The 17,395-nt window shown below is 42.8% G+C and carries 15 protein-coding genes; all 15 read left to right on the top strand.

The features are described from left to right. Positions 1 to 108: 108 nt before the first annotated feature. The 15 genes from AB3329_RS09310 (at position 109) to AB3329_RS09240 (ending at position 17,367) form a co-directional block, all read left to right on the top strand. Positions 109 to 1,227, top strand: a complete 1,119-nt coding sequence (locus AB3329_RS09310; protein WP_368395748.1) for an S-(hydroxymethyl)glutathione dehydrogenase/class III alcohol dehydrogenase — start codon at positions 109 to 111, stop codon at positions 1,225 to 1,227. 16 nt (positions 1,228 to 1,243) lie between these two features. Further along, positions 1,244 to 2,107: an S-formylglutathione hydrolase gene (gene fghA, locus AB3329_RS09305; RefSeq protein ID WP_368395747.1), complete on the top strand. Its 864-nt coding sequence runs from the start codon at positions 1,244 to 1,246 to the stop codon at positions 2,105 to 2,107. 224 nt (positions 2,108 to 2,331) lie between these two features. Continuing rightward, positions 2,332 to 2,748, top strand: coding sequence for a MerR family transcriptional regulator (locus AB3329_RS09300; RefSeq protein WP_368395746.1), 417 nt, complete (start codon positions 2,332 to 2,334; stop codon positions 2,746 to 2,748). 558 nt (positions 2,749 to 3,306) lie between these two features. Beyond that, positions 3,307 to 6,864 (top strand): DNA-directed RNA polymerase subunit beta, encoded by a 3,558-nt coding sequence (gene rpoB, locus AB3329_RS09295; RefSeq protein ID WP_368395744.1) that lies wholly within the window; start codon positions 3,307 to 3,309, stop codon positions 6,862 to 6,864. Between the two features lie 92 nt (positions 6,865 to 6,956). Beyond that, positions 6,957 to 10,601 (top strand): DNA-directed RNA polymerase subunit beta', encoded by a 3,645-nt coding sequence (gene rpoC, locus AB3329_RS09290; RefSeq protein ID WP_368395742.1) that lies wholly within the window; start codon positions 6,957 to 6,959, stop codon positions 10,599 to 10,601. Between the two features lie 245 nt (positions 10,602 to 10,846). Next, positions 10,847 to 11,194, top strand: coding sequence for a DUF1033 family protein (locus tag AB3329_RS09285; RefSeq protein WP_368395741.1), 348 nt, complete (start codon positions 10,847 to 10,849; stop codon positions 11,192 to 11,194). A gap of 88 nt (positions 11,195 to 11,282) precedes the next feature. Further along, a complete protein-coding gene (gene comGA, locus AB3329_RS09280) occupies positions 11,283 to 12,224 on the top strand; it encodes a competence type IV pilus ATPase ComGA (RefSeq protein ID WP_368395740.1) in 942 nt (313 codons plus the stop codon). Then, entirely contained in the window at positions 12,106 to 13,191 is a 1,086-nt protein-coding gene (gene comGB / locus AB3329_RS09275) for a competence type IV pilus assembly protein ComGB (RefSeq protein ID WP_438272904.1), read from the top strand. Before comGA ends, comGB begins: the two co-directional genes overlap by 119 nt. Next, positions 13,192 to 13,518, top strand: a complete 327-nt coding sequence (comGC, locus tag AB3329_RS09270; protein ID WP_368395739.1) for a competence type IV pilus major pilin ComGC — start codon at positions 13,192 to 13,194, stop codon at positions 13,516 to 13,518. Beyond that, entirely contained in the window at positions 13,478 to 13,924 is a 447-nt protein-coding gene (gene comGD / locus AB3329_RS09265; RefSeq protein ID WP_368395759.1) for a competence type IV pilus minor pilin ComGD, read from the top strand. The genes comGC and comGD overlap by 41 nt, the downstream gene beginning before the upstream one ends. Continuing rightward, positions 13,878 to 14,171 (top strand): competence type IV pilus minor pilin ComGE, encoded by a 294-nt coding sequence (gene comGE / locus AB3329_RS09260; RefSeq protein ID WP_368395738.1) that lies wholly within the window; start codon positions 13,878 to 13,880, stop codon positions 14,169 to 14,171. Before comGD ends, comGE begins: the two co-directional genes overlap by 47 nt. Further along, on the top strand, positions 14,158 to 14,592 hold the full coding sequence (gene comGF / locus AB3329_RS09255; protein WP_368395736.1) for a competence type IV pilus minor pilin ComGF: 435 nt from the start codon (positions 14,158 to 14,160) through the stop codon (positions 14,590 to 14,592). Before comGE ends, comGF begins: the two co-directional genes overlap by 14 nt. Continuing rightward, on the top strand, positions 14,570 to 14,947 hold the full coding sequence (gene comGG, locus AB3329_RS09250) for a competence type IV pilus minor pilin ComGG (RefSeq protein WP_368395735.1): 378 nt from the start codon (positions 14,570 to 14,572) through the stop codon (positions 14,945 to 14,947). The genes comGF and comGG overlap by 23 nt, the downstream gene beginning before the upstream one ends. A gap of 218 nt (positions 14,948 to 15,165) precedes the next feature. Beyond that, on the top strand, positions 15,166 to 16,122 hold the full coding sequence (locus tag AB3329_RS09245; RefSeq protein WP_368395734.1) for a class I SAM-dependent methyltransferase: 957 nt from the start codon (positions 15,166 to 15,168) through the stop codon (positions 16,120 to 16,122). 51 nt (positions 16,123 to 16,173) lie between these two features. Next, positions 16,174 to 17,367 (top strand): acetate kinase, encoded by a 1,194-nt coding sequence (locus AB3329_RS09240; protein WP_368395732.1) that lies wholly within the window; start codon positions 16,174 to 16,176, stop codon positions 17,365 to 17,367. The last annotated feature ends 28 nt before the right edge of the window (positions 17,368 to 17,395 follow it).

The raw sequence follows: 17,395 nt of genomic DNA, 5'->3' as shown, positions 1-17,395 counted from the left end.
TTGCAGTCTTTCCAGCCGTCAGAAGTGTGTCTATGAGATTGAGGATTTCAGCCCTTACTCTGGATTTCTCTTAACGGCCTTTGTATCTTATGTGGGGAGGAAAAAATAATGGAATATATTAAAACACGTGCAGCGGTTGCTTGGGCACCCAATGAACCTTTAAAAATCGAGGAGTTAGATCTGATGATGCCTCAAAAAGGGGAAGTTATGGTCCGTATTACAGCCACAGGCGTCTGTCATACTGACGCTTACACTCTTTCGGGGAAAGATTCAGAAGGAGTTTTTCCTTGTGTACTTGGACACGAAGGGGCTGGTGTTGTTGAAGCAGTTGGTGAAGGGGTGACTGAATTTCAAGTTGGAGATCATGTCATTCCGCTTTATACTGCTGAATGCGGAAAATGTAAATTCTGCTTATCAGGAAAAACGAACTTGTGTTCTGCTGTCCGTGAGACACAAGGGCATGGTCTTATGCCTGATGGGACTGTTCGCTTCTTTAAAGATGGTCAGCCGATTTATCATTACATGGGGACATCAACCTTTGCTGAACATACAGTTGTTTCAGAATACTCTCTTGTTAAAATCAGAGATGATGCCCCTCTTGAGGAGGTCTGTCTGCTAGGTTGCGGTGTAACCACTGGAATGGGGGCCGTTTTGAATACTGCACAGGTTGAAGAGGGGTCAACAGTAGCGATTTTTGGTCTGGGAGGTATCGGACTGGCGGCGATTATTGGTGCCCGTATGGCTAAAGCTTTGCGCATTATTGCTATTGACCTTAATCCGGATAAGTTTGCAAAAGCCAAAGAGTTGGGAGCTACTGATTTTATCAATCCAAACGACTATGATAGACCTATTCAGGAGGTGATTATAGAAATGACGGATGGCGGTGTAGACTATTCCTTTGAATGTATTGGGAATGTGGAAGTTATGCGCTCCGCTCTGGAGTCTTGTCATAAAGGCTGGGGAGAAAGCATCATTATTGGGGTAGCGCCGGCTGGTGCTGAAATTCATACACGGCCCTTTCAGCTAGTGACCGGACGTGTATGGAGAGGATCAGCTTTCGGCGGTGTTAAAGGGAAAAGCCAGCTTCCTGGGATTGTCAATCAGTATATGGAGGGAGAGTTTGCTTTAAGTGATTTTATTACCCATACTCTGTCTCTGGAGCAGATTAATCAGGCTTTTGACTTGATGCATGAAGGGCAGTCTATCCGTACAGTTATTCACTATTAAGGGAGGAATCCGAGCCATGAAGCGATTAGCAAGGCATAAAAGTTTTGGAGGATGGCATGAACGTTACAGCCATCAGTCCAAGATGACGAATACAGAGATGACATTTGCCATTTACCTTCCGCCGCAAGCTGAGCAGGGAAAAAGAGTGCCGGTTCTTTATTTTTTATCAGGCTTAACTTGTACGGATGAAAATTTCTCTACTAAGGCTGGTGCCCAGCGATATGCGGCTAAATATGGTCTGGCATTGGTTATACCTGATACTTCGCCGAGGGGGAGAGAGGTAGCAGATGATGATGCCTATGACTTGGGGCAAGGAGCCGGCTTTTATTTAAATGCAACACAGAGCCCTTGGGATGAACATTACCGCATGTATGACTACATTGTAGAAGAATTACCAGAACTGATTAAAGCTAATTTCCCTGTGACAGACCAGTCTGCTATTTTTGGCCATAGTATGGGAGGTCATGGTGCTCTGCAAATTGGTCTGAAAAACCCTGAACGTTACTCCTCTATCTCGGCGTTTGCTCCTATAGTCAACCCAAGTGATGTTCCTTGGGGACAAAAGTCCTTTACGGCTTATCTGGGTGCTGATCGGTCAGTCTGGCAGAATTATGACAGTACTAAACTGATTGCGCTAGCTGAAAACGTTCAGCCGATTTTGATAGACCAGGGATTGGCAGATGACTTTTATCCCCAGCAGCTTCAGCCGCAAGTTTTTGTTGAAGCCGCCGAAAAGAATGGTGTCGCAGTAACGCTAAACTGGCATGAGGACTATGATCATAGCTATTATTTTATAGCCAGCTTTATAGAAAAACATATTGTTTTTCATGCAGAACATTTAGGCTTAAAAGCAGTGGATGACAGTAGTGACTACCGATAACTGAAAGAATGGTGTGAAATTGAAGGCAGTTGAAATTTTGTATCTTAGCCTGTGTATGCTTGGGGACCATTTGCCATCTGCTGTTTTTCAAACATAGACCTGTGTCGGTGCTGCAATTTTCTTGAAGCTACCTAAAGAGCGCTTGAATCAGGGTAATCTCAGATCTCTGAAGAAAGCCTTGACTTAGACCAGCTTTAAGATGTTAGGGTAAATAGAGGAGGCAAATGATGATAACGATTAAGCAAGCTGCAGAAGTTTTAGGCTTATCGGCGCACGCCATTCGCTTTTACGAAAAAGAGGGTATGGTGTCTATTCCAAGAAATGAACGAGGGATTCGAAATTTTGATGATCAAAGTATGGATCGTTTAAAAGCTATCGTACATTATCGGCGCGTAGGGATGTCTTTACAAGATATTAGTGCTGTTTTAGCTGAATTTCACAACCATGCTCTGTCCACAAGGCTTTTGGAAAAAACAAAGTATGATTTGGAAAAACAAATTGAACATTTGCAGGAAACACATACCTACTTAGTTGAAAAGATAAAAATTCACCGCCATTTGGCAGAGTTAGAAGCAAATGGCTTCGATGAGGATGAACGAACTGCAGTTTATTACCATCTAAGGAAGCATGATGATAACTAGAGTGGTGCTATAGCCTGCTTGCCAACTACTTTTAGCAGTCTTTCTGCCATATCCTTATCTTCTGCAAAGTAAAAAGTGTGTTCACAGTGTAAATTTTTTACTTTAAGCAACCTGACTTCCTCTGATTGAGCCGATAGGAAGGGGAGTTGTCTTAGTGATTTAGGGTGTCTCTCTATTATTTTGCACACCGGTATACGGTTTCCTATTTTAAAGATTCTCACTGCCAATAATTTGGCTGAATCAGTGTGACAAAGGGGCTTGCTTTTTCCCAGAAAGTGAGGTATAATATCTATAGTTATTTGTCGTCTGATTTGGTTGAAATATTGTCCAACCGAAGATTACAGCAGTTAAATCAAACTTTGAAAAGTCGATTTAGCTGCTCTTTTTGTGTCTGTTTTTAGTAAAAATAAATATTGTAACAAATATTTAAAGATTCTGAAAAAAACAAAAAGATAGAGCAGAATGGCAGATTATAGATAATGTCGGCTAACTTTTGGGCTGAATAAACTGATTTCAGTCTGATAAGTTTCAGTAGTTTATTTTAAAGGAGCGAAAAACGTGGCAGGACATGAAGTACAGTACGGGAAACATCGTACACGTCGCAGCTTTTCAAGAATCAAAGAAGTTCTTGATTTACCTAATCTGATTGAGATTCAAACGGATTCATTTCAAGAGTTTTTGGATAATGGGCTGAAAGAAGTGTTCGAGGATGTGCTCCCTATTTCAAACTTTACCGATACAATGGAGCTTGAATTTGTCGGCTATGAGTTTAAGGAGCCTAAGTATACGCTTGAAGAAGCGCGAATCCATGATGCGAGCTACTCAGCACCGATTTTTGTGACTTTCCGTTTGATTAACAAGGAGAGCGGTGAAATTAAGACTCAGGAAGTTTTCTTCGGCGATTTTCCGATTATGACTGAGATGGGAACCTTTATTATTAATGGCGGTGAACGTATTATTGTGAGCCAGCTGGTAAGGTCGCCCGGTGTCTACTTCAATGATAAAATTGATAAAAATGGTAAAGTCGGCTATGGCTCAACTGTTATCCCCAACCGCGGTGCCTGGCTGGAATTGGAAACTGATGCTAAAGATGTGGCCTACACGCGGATTGACCGGACGAGGAAAATTCCTTTTACAACCTTAGTTCGTGCACTGGGCTTCTCAGGAGATGATGAGATTATTGATATCTTTGGGGACAGTGAACTTGTCCGCAATACAATCGAAAAAGATCTTCATAAAAATCCAAGTGATTCAAGGACAGATGAAGCGTTAAAAGAAATTTACGAACGTCTCCGTCCGGGTGAGCCTAAAACGGCTGAAAGTTCGCGGAGCCTTCTGATTGCACGCTTCTTTGACCCGCGCCGTTATGATTTGGCAGCGGTGGGCCGTTATAAAATTAATAAAAAGCTTAATGTTAAAACACGTCTCTTAAATCAAACACTCGCTGAAAATCTTGTTGACAGTGAAACCGGTGAAATATTGGTAGCTGCCGGGACAGTTGTGACCCGAGATGTTCTTGATTCTATTGCTGATCGGATTGACCAAGGTTTAAACAGCTTTGTTTATACACCGAATGACTATGCTGTTCTTACCGAACCGGTAGTCTTACAGAAATTTAACGTTCTTGCTCCTAACGACCCAGATCGCATTGTCACGATTGTCGGCAATGCGAATCCGGGAGACAGAGTACGGGCACTGACGCCGGCTGATATTATAGCAGAGATGAGCTATTTCCTCAATCTTGCCGAAGGATTGGGAAAAGTGGACGATATTGACCACTTAGGAAATCGGCGGATTCGGGCGGTTGGAGAACTTCTGGCCAACCAGTTCCGTATCGGGCTTGCTCGGATGGAACGTAATGTTCGTGAACGGATGAGTGTCCAAGAAAGCGAAACGCTGACTCCTCAGCAAATTATCAATATTCGCCCTGTCACAGCGGCTGTTAAAGAGTTCTTTGGCTCTTCACAGCTGTCTCAGTTTATGGATCAGCACAATCCTTTGTCAGAATTATCGCATAAACGGCGGCTGTCAGCTCTTGGACCCGGCGGGTTAACGCGTGATCGTGCCGGTTATGAAGTGCGCGATGTCCACTATACACATTACGGACGGATGTGCCCGATTGAGACGCCTGAGGGACCAAATATTGGTCTGATTAATAACTTGTCTTCATATGGGCATTTAAATAAATATGGCTTCATTCAAACCCCTTATCGAAAAGTTGATCGTAAAAGCGGTGTGGTCACTAATGAGATTGTCTGGCTGACAGCAGATGAAGAAGATGAATATACAGTAGCGCAGGCAAACTCTAAGCTGAAAGAAGACGGCACATTTGCTGAAGAAATTGTCATGGGACGTCATCAAGGGACTAATCAGGAATTTCCGGCAAGTGCTGTTGATTATGTGGATGTGTCGCCAAAACAGGTTGTCGCAGTTGCAACGGCATGCATTCCTTTCTTAGAAAATGATGACTCTAACCGTGCGCTCATGGGGGCTAATATGCAGCGGCAGGCTGTGCCTCTGATTGATCCGCATGCACCTTATGTCGGCACAGGAATGGAATATCAGGCTGCTCATGATTCGGGTGCTGCAGTTATCGCGCAGCATGATGGACGGGTAACCTTCTCTGATGCTGAAAAAGTTGAAGTGCGCCGTGAAGACGGTTCGCTTGATGTCTACCACATTACAAAATTCCGCCGTTCCAATTCCGGGACTGCATATAACCAGCGGACACTAGTTAAGGTTGGTGATCTTGTCGAAAAAGGCGACTTTATTGCTGACGGCCCATCTATGGAAAAAGGCGAGATGGCTCTTGGGCAAAACCCAGTTGTTGCTTATATGACTTGGGAAGGCTATAACTTTGAAGACGCCGTCATCATGAGTGAACGCTTAGTTAAGGACGATGTGTATACCTCTGTTCATCTAGAAGAGTTTGAGTCTGAGACACGTGATACCAAATTAGGACCAGAGGAAATCACACGGGAAGTGCCTAATGTCGGTGAAGATGCGCTTAAAGATCTTGATGAGATGGGGATTATCCGCATCGGTGCTGAAGTTAAAGAAGGCGATATCCTTGTTGGGAAGGTGACACCTAAAGGTGAGAAAGATCTTTCTGCCGAAGAACGTTTACTACATGCTATCTTTGGTGATAAATCACGTGAGGTCCGCGATACTTCACTGCGAGTACCGCACGGCGGAGACGGTGTTGTTCGTGATGTTAAAATCTTTACCCGTGCTAATGGTGATGAGCTGCAGTCCGGCGTCAATATGCTGGTGCGCGTTTATATCGCTCAAAAACGGAAAATTAAAGTGGGAGATAAAATGGCCGGCCGGCACGGCAACAAAGGGGTTGTTTCCCGGATTGTACCGGTCGAGGATATGCCTTACCTGCCTGATGGCACACCGGTTGACATCATGCTGAACCCGCTTGGGGTTCCTTCGCGGATGAATATCGGACAGGTTATGGAACTTCACTTGGGGATGGCAGCTCGTAATCTCGGTATCCATATTGCAACTCCTGTTTTTGACGGAGCCAGTTCCGAAGATCTGTGGGAAACAGTGGAAGAAGCCGGTATGGCCTCTGATGCTAAAACTGTCTTGTATGACGGCCGGACAGGTGAACCATTTGATAATCGGGTTTCTGTCGGGGTGATGTACATGATCAAGCTGCACCATATGGTTGATGATAAGCTGCATGCACGTTCCGTTGGACCTTACTCTTTGGTGACACAGCAGCCGCTTGGCGGGAAAGCACAGTTCGGAGGTCAGCGTTTTGGGGAAATGGAAGTCTGGGCTTTGGAAGCTTATGGGGCTTCAAATGTTCTTCAGGAAATTCTGACTTACAAATCGGATGATGTTAATGGCCGCTTAAAAGCTTATGAAGCGATTACCAAAGGAAAACCGATTCCAAAACCGGGCGTACCGGAATCTTTCCGCGTACTTGTCAAAGAACTGCAGTCACTCGGCCTTGATATGCGAGTGCTTGATGAAGATAATCAGGAAGTGGAGCTTCGTGACCTTGACGATGGTGAAGATGATGATGTTATGCACGTTGATGATCTTGAGAGAGCTCGGCAAAAACAGGCACAGGAAGCGGCTGAATTTACTGAAGAAAAATAATTCTGTTTGTCTGACAGAAAATCACATGCTAGTGCTGAGTTTTTGAAACTTTTAGACTAGTTTTGTAGCTATATCAAAGAAAGGTAGAACTAGTGGTTGACGTAAATCGATTTAAAAGTATGCAAATCACATTGGCTTCACCTAACAAGGTCCGTTCTTGGTCTTATGGTGAAGTTAAGAAACCTGAAACAATCAACTACCGTACATTAAAGCCGGAGCGTGAAGGGCTGTTTGATGAGGTTATTTTTGGTCCTACTAAGGACTGGGAGTGTGCCTGCGGCAAATATAAGCGTATTCGATACAAAGGCATTATCTGCGACCGCTGCGGTGTGGAAGTCACACGGGCTAAGGTTCGCCGTGAACGAATGGGACATATAGAATTAAAAGCACCGGTTTCACATATCTGGTACTTTAAAGGAATTCCCAGCCGTATGGGTCTGACGCTTGATATGAGTCCGCGGGCGCTTGAAGAAGTCATCTATTTTGCGGCTTATGTTGTTATTGATCCGCTAGATACTCCGCTGGAGCCAAAATCACTTTTGACTGAGCGTGAGTACCGTGAAAAGCTGCAGGAATACGGACACGGTTCCTTTATTGCTAAAATGGGGGCTGAAGCGATTCAGGATTTGCTTAAGCGGGTTGATATTCAAGCAGAGATTGCAGAGCTCAAAGAAGAACTCAAAACAGCAACCGGTCAAAAACGGGTTAAGGCGGTCCGCCGTCTGGATGTTTTGGATGCTTTCCAGAAATCCGGCAACAAGCCGGAATGGATGGTCTTAAATATCCTGCCGGTCATTCCGCCGGATTTGCGCCCGATGGTACAGCTGGATGGAGGCCGTTTTGCAGCCTCGGATTTAAACGACCTATACAGGCGTGTTATCAATCGTAATAATCGTCTGGCTCGTTTGCTGGAACTTAATGCTCCGGGGATTATTGTCCAGAATGAAAAACGGATGCTTCAAGAAGCGGTGGATGCTCTTATTGATAACGGCCGCCGGGGCCGCCCTATTACCGGTCCGGGGAGCCGTCCGCTCAAATCGCTCAGCCATATGCTAAAAGGGAAACAAGGGCGTTTCCGTCAAAATCTGCTTGGGAAGCGTGTTGACTTTTCCGGCCGTTCGGTTATTGCTGTCGGACCAACCTTGAAAATGTATCAGTGCGGTGTCCCGAGGGAAATGGCCATTGAGCTCTTTAAACCTTTTGTTATGCGTGAAATCGTAGCGCGGGACTATGCCGGAAATGTCAAAGCGGCTAAGCGGATGGTTGAACGCGGTGATGAACGCATTTGGGACATTTTGGAAGAGGTCATTAAGGAACATCCGGTCCTACTGAACCGGGCACCGACTCTGCACAGACTGGGGATCCAAGCGTTTGAGCCGGTCCTTATTGATGGTAAAGCTCTGCGTCTGCATCCGCTTGTTTGTGAGGCCTATAATGCCGATTTTGACGGAGACCAAATGGCTATCCATGTCCCGCTTTCAGAAGAAGCGCAGGCTGAGGCCCGCTTGTTAATGCTGGCGGCTGAGCATATCCTCAACCCTAAAGATGGCAAGCCTGTCGTTACGCCGTCTCAGGACATGGTGCTGGGGAATTACTATTTGACCATGGAAGATATTGGCCGTGAAGGCGAAGGCATGATTTTCAAGGACCGCGATGAAGCGGTGATGGCTTACCGAAATGGCTATGTTCATTTGCACAGCCGGGTGGGGATTGCTGTTGACAGTATGCCAAACAAACCTTGGACCGATGACCAGAAGCATAAAATTATGGTCACAACAGTCGGTAAAATTCTCTTTAATGATATTATGCCTGAGGATCTTCCTTTCCTTCAGGAACCTAACAATGCCAATCTGACGGAAAAAACACCAGATAAATATTTCCTAGAGCCGGGGCAGGATATTCAGACAGTGCTTGCTGCTTTGGAACTCAATCAGCCCTTTAAGAAGAAAAACTTAGGGAATATTATTGCAGAGACCTTTAAACGCTTCCGGACAACAGAGACATCGGCTTTCCTTGACCGCTTAAAGGATCTGGGTTATTACCATTCTACTCTTGCTGGATTGACAGTAGGAATTGCCGATATTCCGGTTATTGACAATAAGGCTGAAATTATAGAAGCTGCTCACCATAAGGTTGAAGAAATTAATAAAGCCTTCCGCCGCGGACTGATGACAGACGACGATCGGTATATTGCGGTAACCGCAACTTGGCGCGAAGCAAAAGAAGAGCTTGAAAAACGCCTGATTGAAACTCAGGATCCTAAGAATCCAATCGTTATGATGATGGACTCCGGAGCCCGCGGGAATATTTCGAACTTCTCTCAGCTTGCTGGGATGCGTGGACTTATGGCGGCACCAAACGGTCGGATTATGGAACTTCCTATTTTGTCAAACTTCCGTGAAGGTTTGTCTGTTTTGGAAATGTTCTTCTCAACTCACGGTGCCCGTAAAGGAATGACCGATACAGCCCTTAAGACAGCGGACTCTGGCTATTTGACCCGCCGTTTGGTTGACGTCGCTCAAGATGTGATTATCCGTGAAGATGATTGCGGAACAGACCGCGGACTTGATATTACAGCTATTACTGACGGCAAAGAAGTAACAGAAACATTGGCAGAACGTTTAGTCGGACGCTATACTAAGAAATCTGTCAAAGATCCAAAAACTGGAGAGCTGATTGTTCCTGCTAATACTCTGCTGACAGAAGATATGGCTGACGCAATTGCCAAAGCCGGTGTTGAAAAGGTAACGATTCGTTCGGTCTTTACATGTAATACGCGCCATGGTGTCTGCCGCCATTGTTATGGTATTAATTTGGCGACAGGCGATGCTGTTGAGGTTGGTGAAGCTGTCGGAACTGTTGCAGCACAATCTATCGGTGAGCCCGGAACCCAGCTTACTATGCGGACCTTCCACACGGGCGGTGTAGCATCAAATACTGATATTACTCAAGGTTTGCCGCGGATTCAAGAAATTTTTGAAGCCCGTAATCCTAAAGGTGAAGCCGTGATTACCGAGGTCAAAGGTCAAATTGCTGATATTGAAGAAGATGCGGCGACTCGGACCAAAAAAGTATTTGTTCAGGGAGAAACCGGTACAGGAGAATACGTAGTACCGTTTACTGCCCGAATGAAAGTGGAAATTGGAGATACTGTTCATCGCGGAGATGCCCTGACAGAAGGTTCTATTCAGCCTAAGCGTTTGCTTGAGGTACGGGATACCTTATCTGTTGAAACTTACCTTCTTGCTGAGGTACAAAAAGTTTACCGCAGCCAAGGGGTAGAAATTGGGGATAAGCACATTGAAGTGATGGTTCGGCAAATGCTCCGCAAGGTTCGTATCATGGATCCGGGAGATACTGATCTACTGCCAGGCACCTTGATGGATATTGCTGATTTTACAGATGCTAACAGAGAAATTGTCATCACAGGCGGTGTTCCTGCGACAAGCCGTCCTGTCCTGATGGGAATTACAAAGGCCTCTCTTGAGACAAATTCCTTCTTATCAGCAGCTTCCTTCCAAGAAACGACCCGAGTTCTGACTGACGCTGCGATTCGCGGGAAGCAAGATCATTTGCTCGGCCTTAAAGAAAATGTTATTATCGGGAAAATTATTCCTGCCGGAACAGGTATGGCTCGTTATCGGAATATTGAGCCGCAGGCTGTTAATGAAATTGAAATTATGGACGATGTAGAAACTATCGACATAGTTGAAACAGAAACTCTGGCAGCAGAATAATCTGATGATTTCAAGAGTCATAACCCCAAAGTTCAGTAAACAGCCTGACTTTGGGGCTTTTTGTATACCTGACAAGCATTCATTAGCTGCCGCAGTGCAAATCTCAGCCATCTTAAGTAATCCGGGAGTTACTGTTTTACCGCCTGTCAGTATTAGGAATAGACAGTGGTTTGCAGCGCGTGAGCAGATTTTTTCAAAAAAAATCTAATTTCTTGTATAATAGCTTCTGTGAGGAAGTAAGTATTATGTATCAAGTAGTTAAAATGCAGGCTGAGTTCGAACCTTGGTGGTTTTTTGAAGACTGGCAGAAAAATATTACAGAATCGGTAAACTTTATCCAATTTGACGAAGCTTTAGTGTGTTTTAAAGAGGAATGGCAGAGGCTTTATCAGAAATTGCCCTGTTATCAAAGCCGCCAAACTTTATTGGCTGCTTTTTGGAACAGTAAAGAACAATACTGGTGTGAAGAATGCGCTGACTATCTTCAGAATTATCATTCTCTTTTACTTCTGGAAGATTGGGAAATTGTTTCGCAGAAGCACTATATAACCTACTTTGAACAGCAAAAAGGCATTGTCCCTTTCTCTGGCTGATTCCACTATTTACGGTATAAAAGAAAAAACTTTACAATATTGTAAAGTTTTTTCTTTTTTTGCGAATAAATAAAATGAGGAGGTTAAGATGGTTCAGGATTTAGCAAAAATCATAATTAAAGAAGCAGTAGCGGCTAGCGCCCAAGATATTTACATGATTCCTAAGGGAAACAGTTACGGACTGTATCTGCGTGTGGGTGCCGAACGACAGCGGATGGACGGTTTTGAATCTTACCATATAGCAAGCCTTATTAGCCACTTTAAATTTGTTGCCGGAATGAATGTCGGTGAAAAGCGCCGCAGTCAGCTGGGAGCTTGTGATTATTCGTTTGCGGCAGATCAAACTGTTTCACTGCGGTTATCAAGTGTTGGTGATTACCGAGGCCGCGAAAGTTTAGTCATCCGCCTGTTGTATTCGGGGATTTACCACCTGCGATACTGGTTTGATACTGTTGAGCATCTTCAGGAAAATATCGGCGGCCGCGGTCTCTATCTTTTTTCAGGGCCGGTTGGTTCCGGCAAGACAACTCTTATGTATCAATTAGCAACTGAAAAATATTTCAATAAGCAGATTATTACGATTGAAGATCCTGTTGAGATCAAAGAAGAAGCAATGCTGCAGCTCCAGCTTAATGAAAGCATCGGCATGACTTATGATAATCTCATCAAACTATCACTCCGCCATCGTCCGGATATCCTCATTATTGGAGAAATTCGGGATAGGAAAACGGCTCGTGCCGCTATACGGGCCAGTCTAACCGGTATTATTGTTTTTTCCACTGTCCATGCTAAAAGTATTTCCGGTGTTTATGCCCGCCTGCAGGAATTGGGGCTCAGTCAGGAAGAGTTAAATAACAGTTTGCAGCTAATTGTCTACCAGCGTTTAATCGGAGGAGGTGGAGTGATTGATTTTGCTGACAAAAATTTCCAAGAACATATCCCAGATAAGTGGAATCAGCAGATTGACGAGCTTGCTGAAAGCGGTTATATCACCGAAGAAGAAGCGAAATACGAAAAAATTAAAACTTAAGGAACAAAGAAAAATTATCCAATTATTTAATAACCTTTTTGCCGGCGGTTTCAGTCTGACTGAAATGGTTGTCTTTCTGAAGCGCAGTCAGCTTTTGGCTGATAAGTATACCGATAAGATGCATAGCGTTTTGCTAAACGGGCAAGGGCTGGCAGAAATGATGGCAGTATTGGGATTTTCTGACGCTGTTTTTACTCAGCTCGCTTTAGCAGAGATTCACGGAAACACGAAAAAAAGTCTTCATAAAATAGAATCTTATTTAGAGAGTCTTCTATTAGTCAGACGAAAGCTGACAGAAGCCGGGACTTATCCGCTCTTGCTTCTGGCATTTTTAGTACTCTTAATGCTTAGTCTGAGAAACTATCTGCTGCCTCAACTGGAAGGAGAAAATTTTGCCAGTCAGGTAATTATATATTTTCCATCATTTCTGCTGCTCTTACTGGCAGTCTTGCTGGTGCTTGGTTCAGTTTTTTACTTCTTTGCAAAACGTTTGCCCCGGATAATATTGGTCTCTTGGCTATGTCGTTTACCTTGGCTGGGGAATTATATACGTCTGTATTTGACCGCTTATTATGCGCGTGAGTGGGGAAATCTAATCGGTCAGGGAATAGAATTAGCACAAATCGTGCAAATTATGCAAAATCAAAAAGCACAATTATTTCGTGAATTAGGCCATCATATGGGGGAAGGTCTCCTTTCTGGGGAAGAGTTTCATGACAAAGTTTTGGAGTATCCTTTCTTTTGTAAAGAATTGGGCTTGATAATTGAGTATGGTGAGGTCAAATCCAAATTAGGCAAAGAATTAGAGATTTACGCACAGGAAACTTGGGAAACATTCTTTAATCGGCTTATAAAGGCAACACAACTGATTCAGCCCCTTGTTTTTATTGCTGTTGCCTTGATGATCGTGATGATTTATGCAGCGATGCTGCTACCAATGTATCAAAATATAGGAGGAAATTTTTAAATGAAAAGACTACTGTCCACTATCAAAAAAAGTAAAGCAGCCGCTTTTACTCTGTTGGAAATGTTATTTGTCCTTCTTATTATCAGTGTTTTGCTTTTATTATTTGTCCCAAATCTAACTAAGCAAAAGGACAAGGTTAATAATACCGGCAATGCAGCTGTTGTAAAAGTTGTCGAAAGTCAGGCTGAGCTTTACGAACTTAACGAAAATACACCGGCAACTTTGAGTAAATTAGTTTCAGAAGGCAGTATTACTGCTAAGCAGCAAAAGGCCTATAATGATTATTATGCAAAAAATCCTAAAGAAACACGCCGCATTGCCAATTAAATCCTTTACACTTCTAGAAAGCCTCCTGGTTCTTAGTGTAACAGTTTTTTTGCTGCTTGCCTTAACTGGGTCGGTAAAAGGTATTTTACTTAAAATGCAGGAAAATTTATTTTTTATGAATTTTGAATATTTATACAGAGACACACAAAAGCTGAGTTTGGCTAATCACCAGCCCATGACTCTGACCGTTTCAGAAAAAGGTATCAGCAATGGCTTGACAGAACTGTCTCTGCCGGAAACGATCAAGCCTCAAAAAGAATACCGTGTACACTTTGATGAAGCAGGGGGCAACTCATCTTTAGCTAAACTTGTCTTTGAGACCGATAGTAAAACAGTGATTTATCAACTGTATTTGGGGAGTGGTAATTATAAAAAAATTGAAAACGAAAGCTTATATTCTCCTTGAAAGTTTGATTGCTTTAGGAATTCTAGCCTTTATTAGTAATTTTATTTTAAATCAAATAGATACAAACAGAGAGCGCATCAAAAATAACTTACAGCAGCAGGAAGCTCTGCAGACAGCAGTTATGGCCGTGCAGACTAAGCAGGATCAGCTGAACCTAAATGGTAGGCATATTAAAGTTTTCAGGGATGGGAATACAATTTATGTTTATAGTGAAGACAAAGAAATTTTACGAGTTGAAAAAGTTTAAGGTTAAGGCGTTTACTCTTTTGGAATGTCTAACAGCTCTTTTGGTCATATTAGGGTCTGTTCTTGTCTATGAAGCTTTGACGGCCTCGGTGATGACAAATGTTCATTACTTATCTGATAATTATCAAGAAAACTGGCTTTTATTTTCGCAGCAATTGTATACAGAATTGGAAGGCAGCCATTTAGATAAAGTTGAACACAATAAGTTGTATATAAGTCGGGACGGACAGAAGCTGGCTTTAGGAAAATCCAAGTCTGATGATTTTAGGAAGACACATGCGGACGGACGCGGTTATCAGCCTATGCTTTATGGTATAGAAAGCAGTCAGATCAGCCAAAAAGGCCATATTGTTACAATAAACTTGACTTTTAAAAATGGTTTAAAAAGGAGCTTTATCTATGCTTTTGCGTATGAAAGTTAAAGCGGGGATTCTATTATATGCCCTTCTTATGTCAGCAGTTTTTACCCTGTTATTGCAGTTCTACCTTAATCGGATGGTTGCGGCAGAACGTCAGCATCAGGCGCAGATAACAGCCAGTCAAGCTTTTCTAATGGCGGAAGTGACTAGGGATCTGGCTGACTCATCTTCAGGGACAGTGATTTTTACACAGGGACGGTCAAGCTATAAACAGGAAGCTGACAAATTAAATATTCAAGTTCAGATGGATAATGGAAAAGAGTTTTCATATCTTTTTCATTATGAAAAACAGAACAAAAACAAACAAGAAGCTGGGCAATCTGTGACAGAAGACACAGAACAGCAAGTCTCGGATTAGAGAGAAAAGGAAATAAACTAATCAGACTTGGCTCTATATCAGCGGTTGTTGTTTTAGTCCCTGTCTTCAGAAAGTGATACATCGATACTCGTGTCTGTCTGCAGCTAATTTCTAAATTCTGAGATTCAATAAAATTATTTTCTTCATGCCAATGTTCTAAGCTAATGGCGACCTTTTCATCTGTCATGATTTTTGATATGATAAATGCGGAGGAAAACATGAACTTTGAAAAAATTGAAAGTGCCTATGAGTTGGTTTTAGAAAATATTCAAATTATAGAAAATCACATAAAAACAAATCTCTATGATGCCTTAATTGAACAAAATGCCTTTTATCTAGGTGATGATAGTGAGAATCAGCAAGTCAATTTGAATAATGGAAAATTACACGAGCTGAGATTAACACAAGAAGAGTGGCGCCGTGTTTTTCAGTTTATCTTTATTAAAGCAGCTCAAACTGAACAGCTTCAGGCTAATCATCAGCTGACACCTGATACAATCGGTTTTATCTTTTTGTTTTTGATTGAGCATCTGACCGCAGCAGATAAACTGGATATTCTGGAAATTGGCAGCGGGACAGGCAATCTGGCAGCCACTTTGCTGAATAATAGTCAAAAACAGTTGGACTATCTGGGGATAGAGGTTGATGATCTACTTATTGATTTGTCGGCCAGCACTGCTGAAGTTATGAACCTGTCTGTTCGATTCTTGCAAGAAGATGCGGTTCGCCCGCAGATTTTGAGAGCAAGTGATATTATTATCAGCGATCTGCCTGTCGGTTTTTACCCTAACGATGAGATTGCTAAGCGCTATCAAGTTGCCAGCCATAAAGAGCATACTTATGCACATCATTTGTTGATGGAGCAGTCATTGAAATATCTGAAAAAAGGGGGGGTTGCTCTTTTTTTAGCACCGAACGATCTGCTTACCAGCAGTCAGAGCGATTTGCTTAAGAACTGGCTGAAAGATTATGCTGATATCACTGCCGTCCTTACTTTACCGGAGTCTATTTTTGGGAATCCCGCTTATGCCAAATCTATTTTCGTTTTGCGAAAGCAAGCTGACTGTAAAGTGGAAACTTTTCTTTACCCCTTCTCAAGTTTGCAGGACGGAGCTGTTCTTGATGACTTTATTGAGAACTTTCAAAAATGGAAAATTGATAATATGCATTTATGAAATTTTATGATAGAATAAAAATAGATTATGAAAACGCTTCAGAGGTGAACTATGTCAAAAACGATTGCAATTAATGCGGGAAGTTCGAGTCTTAAATGGCAATTATACAGTATGCCAGAGGAAGAAGTTATTGCCAAAGGCTTGATTGAGAGAATCGGAATTGCAGATTCTGTTTCTACAGTTAAATTTAAGGGGCAGACAGAGACAGAGACAGTCGATATTGCTGACCACACTCAGGCTGTTAAAATTCTGCTGGATGACCTTATTCGTTTGAATATTATTTCTGATTATGAAGAAATTACAGGTGTTGGTCATCGTGTTGTAGCAGGCGGGGAGTATTTTCAGGATTCAGTTCTGGTCGATGAAAAAGTTATCGAGCAGGTTGAAGAACTGGGGCTCTTAGCGCCTTTACATAATCCGGCTAATGCAGCAGGTATTCGAGCTTTCAAAGAGATACTGCCTGATATTACTAGTGTTGTAGTTTTTGATACTGCCTTTCATACAACGATGCCTGAAGTAGCTTACCGTTATCCTATAGCTAATCGTTACTATAAAGAGTATAAGGTACGTAAATATGGCGCACATGGGACCAGCCATCAGTATGTTGCTCAAGAAGCAGCTAAGATATTAGGAAAGCCAATTGAGGATTTAAAACTGATTACCTGCCATATTGGTAATGGTGTTTCGATTACAGCAGTTGATGGAGGAAAATCAATTGATACGTCCATGGGCTTGACTCCTCTAGGAGGCGTTATGATGGGGACGCGCTCTGGAGATTTAGATCCTGCTATTATTCCCTTTTTGATTGACCGCGAACCAGAATTGGCTAATGCTGAAAAGATTCGTACGGTCTTTAATCGTGAGTCAGGACTTCTTGGAGTATCAGGAACGTCCAGTGATATGCGTGATATCATTGCCGGACAGGAAGCTGGAGATCATGATGCTGCTTTAGCGTTTGATATGTTTGTTGATCGATTGAAGAAGTATATCGGCCAGTATATTGCTGTTTTAAATGGTGTTGATGCTATTGTCTTTACAGCAGGTATTGGAGAGAATGCTCCAGAAGTCCGTGAGGCGGTAATTTCCGGTATAAGCTGGTTTGGCGCTGAGCTTGATTTGGAAAAAAATGCTTCTGGATCAGAAGGGATCATTTCAAAAGATGGTGCTAAGGTGAAAGTGCTTATTGTTCCGACAGATGAGGAGCTGGTTATCGCACGTGATGTCGAACGTTTGAAAAAAAGCTGAAAATTTTAAGATTGGGCATTATGTACCG

Origin of the sequence: Streptococcus huangxiaojuni (genome assembly GCF_040930515.1) — a bacterium.
GTDB classification, from domain to species: domain Bacteria; phylum Bacillota; class Bacilli; order Lactobacillales; family Streptococcaceae; genus Streptococcus; species Streptococcus huangxiaojuni.
Note: the sequence above shows the minus strand (reverse complement) of the source record. Positions and strands in the feature narration are given on the sequence as shown.

Coding starts and splice junctions, on each gene's coding strand:
- AB3329_RS09310 (WP_368395748.1), top strand. CDS start 109: ATGGAATATATTAAAACACGTGCAGCGGTTGCTTGGGCACCCAATGAA.
- fghA (WP_368395747.1), top strand. CDS start 1,244: ATGAAGCGATTAGCAAGGCATAAAAGTTTTGGAGGATGGCATGAACGT.
- AB3329_RS09300 (WP_368395746.1), top strand. CDS start 2,332: ATGATGATAACGATTAAGCAAGCTGCAGAAGTTTTAGGCTTATCGGCG.
- AB3329_RS09285 (WP_368395741.1), top strand. CDS start 10,847: ATGTATCAAGTAGTTAAAATGCAGGCTGAGTTCGAACCTTGGTGGTTT.
- comGA (WP_368395740.1), top strand. CDS start 11,283: ATGGTTCAGGATTTAGCAAAAATCATAATTAAAGAAGCAGTAGCGGCT.
- comGC (WP_368395739.1), top strand. CDS start 13,192: ATGAAAAGACTACTGTCCACTATCAAAAAAAGTAAAGCAGCCGCTTTT.
- comGD (WP_368395759.1), top strand. CDS start 13,478: ATGCAAAAAATCCTAAAGAAACACGCCGCATTGCCAATTAAATCCTTT.
- comGG (WP_368395735.1), top strand. CDS start 14,570: ATGCTTTTGCGTATGAAAGTTAAAGCGGGGATTCTATTATATGCCCTT.
- AB3329_RS09245 (WP_368395734.1), top strand. CDS start 15,166: ATGAACTTTGAAAAAATTGAAAGTGCCTATGAGTTGGTTTTAGAAAAT.
- AB3329_RS09240 (WP_368395732.1), top strand. CDS start 16,174: ATGTCAAAAACGATTGCAATTAATGCGGGAAGTTCGAGTCTTAAATGG.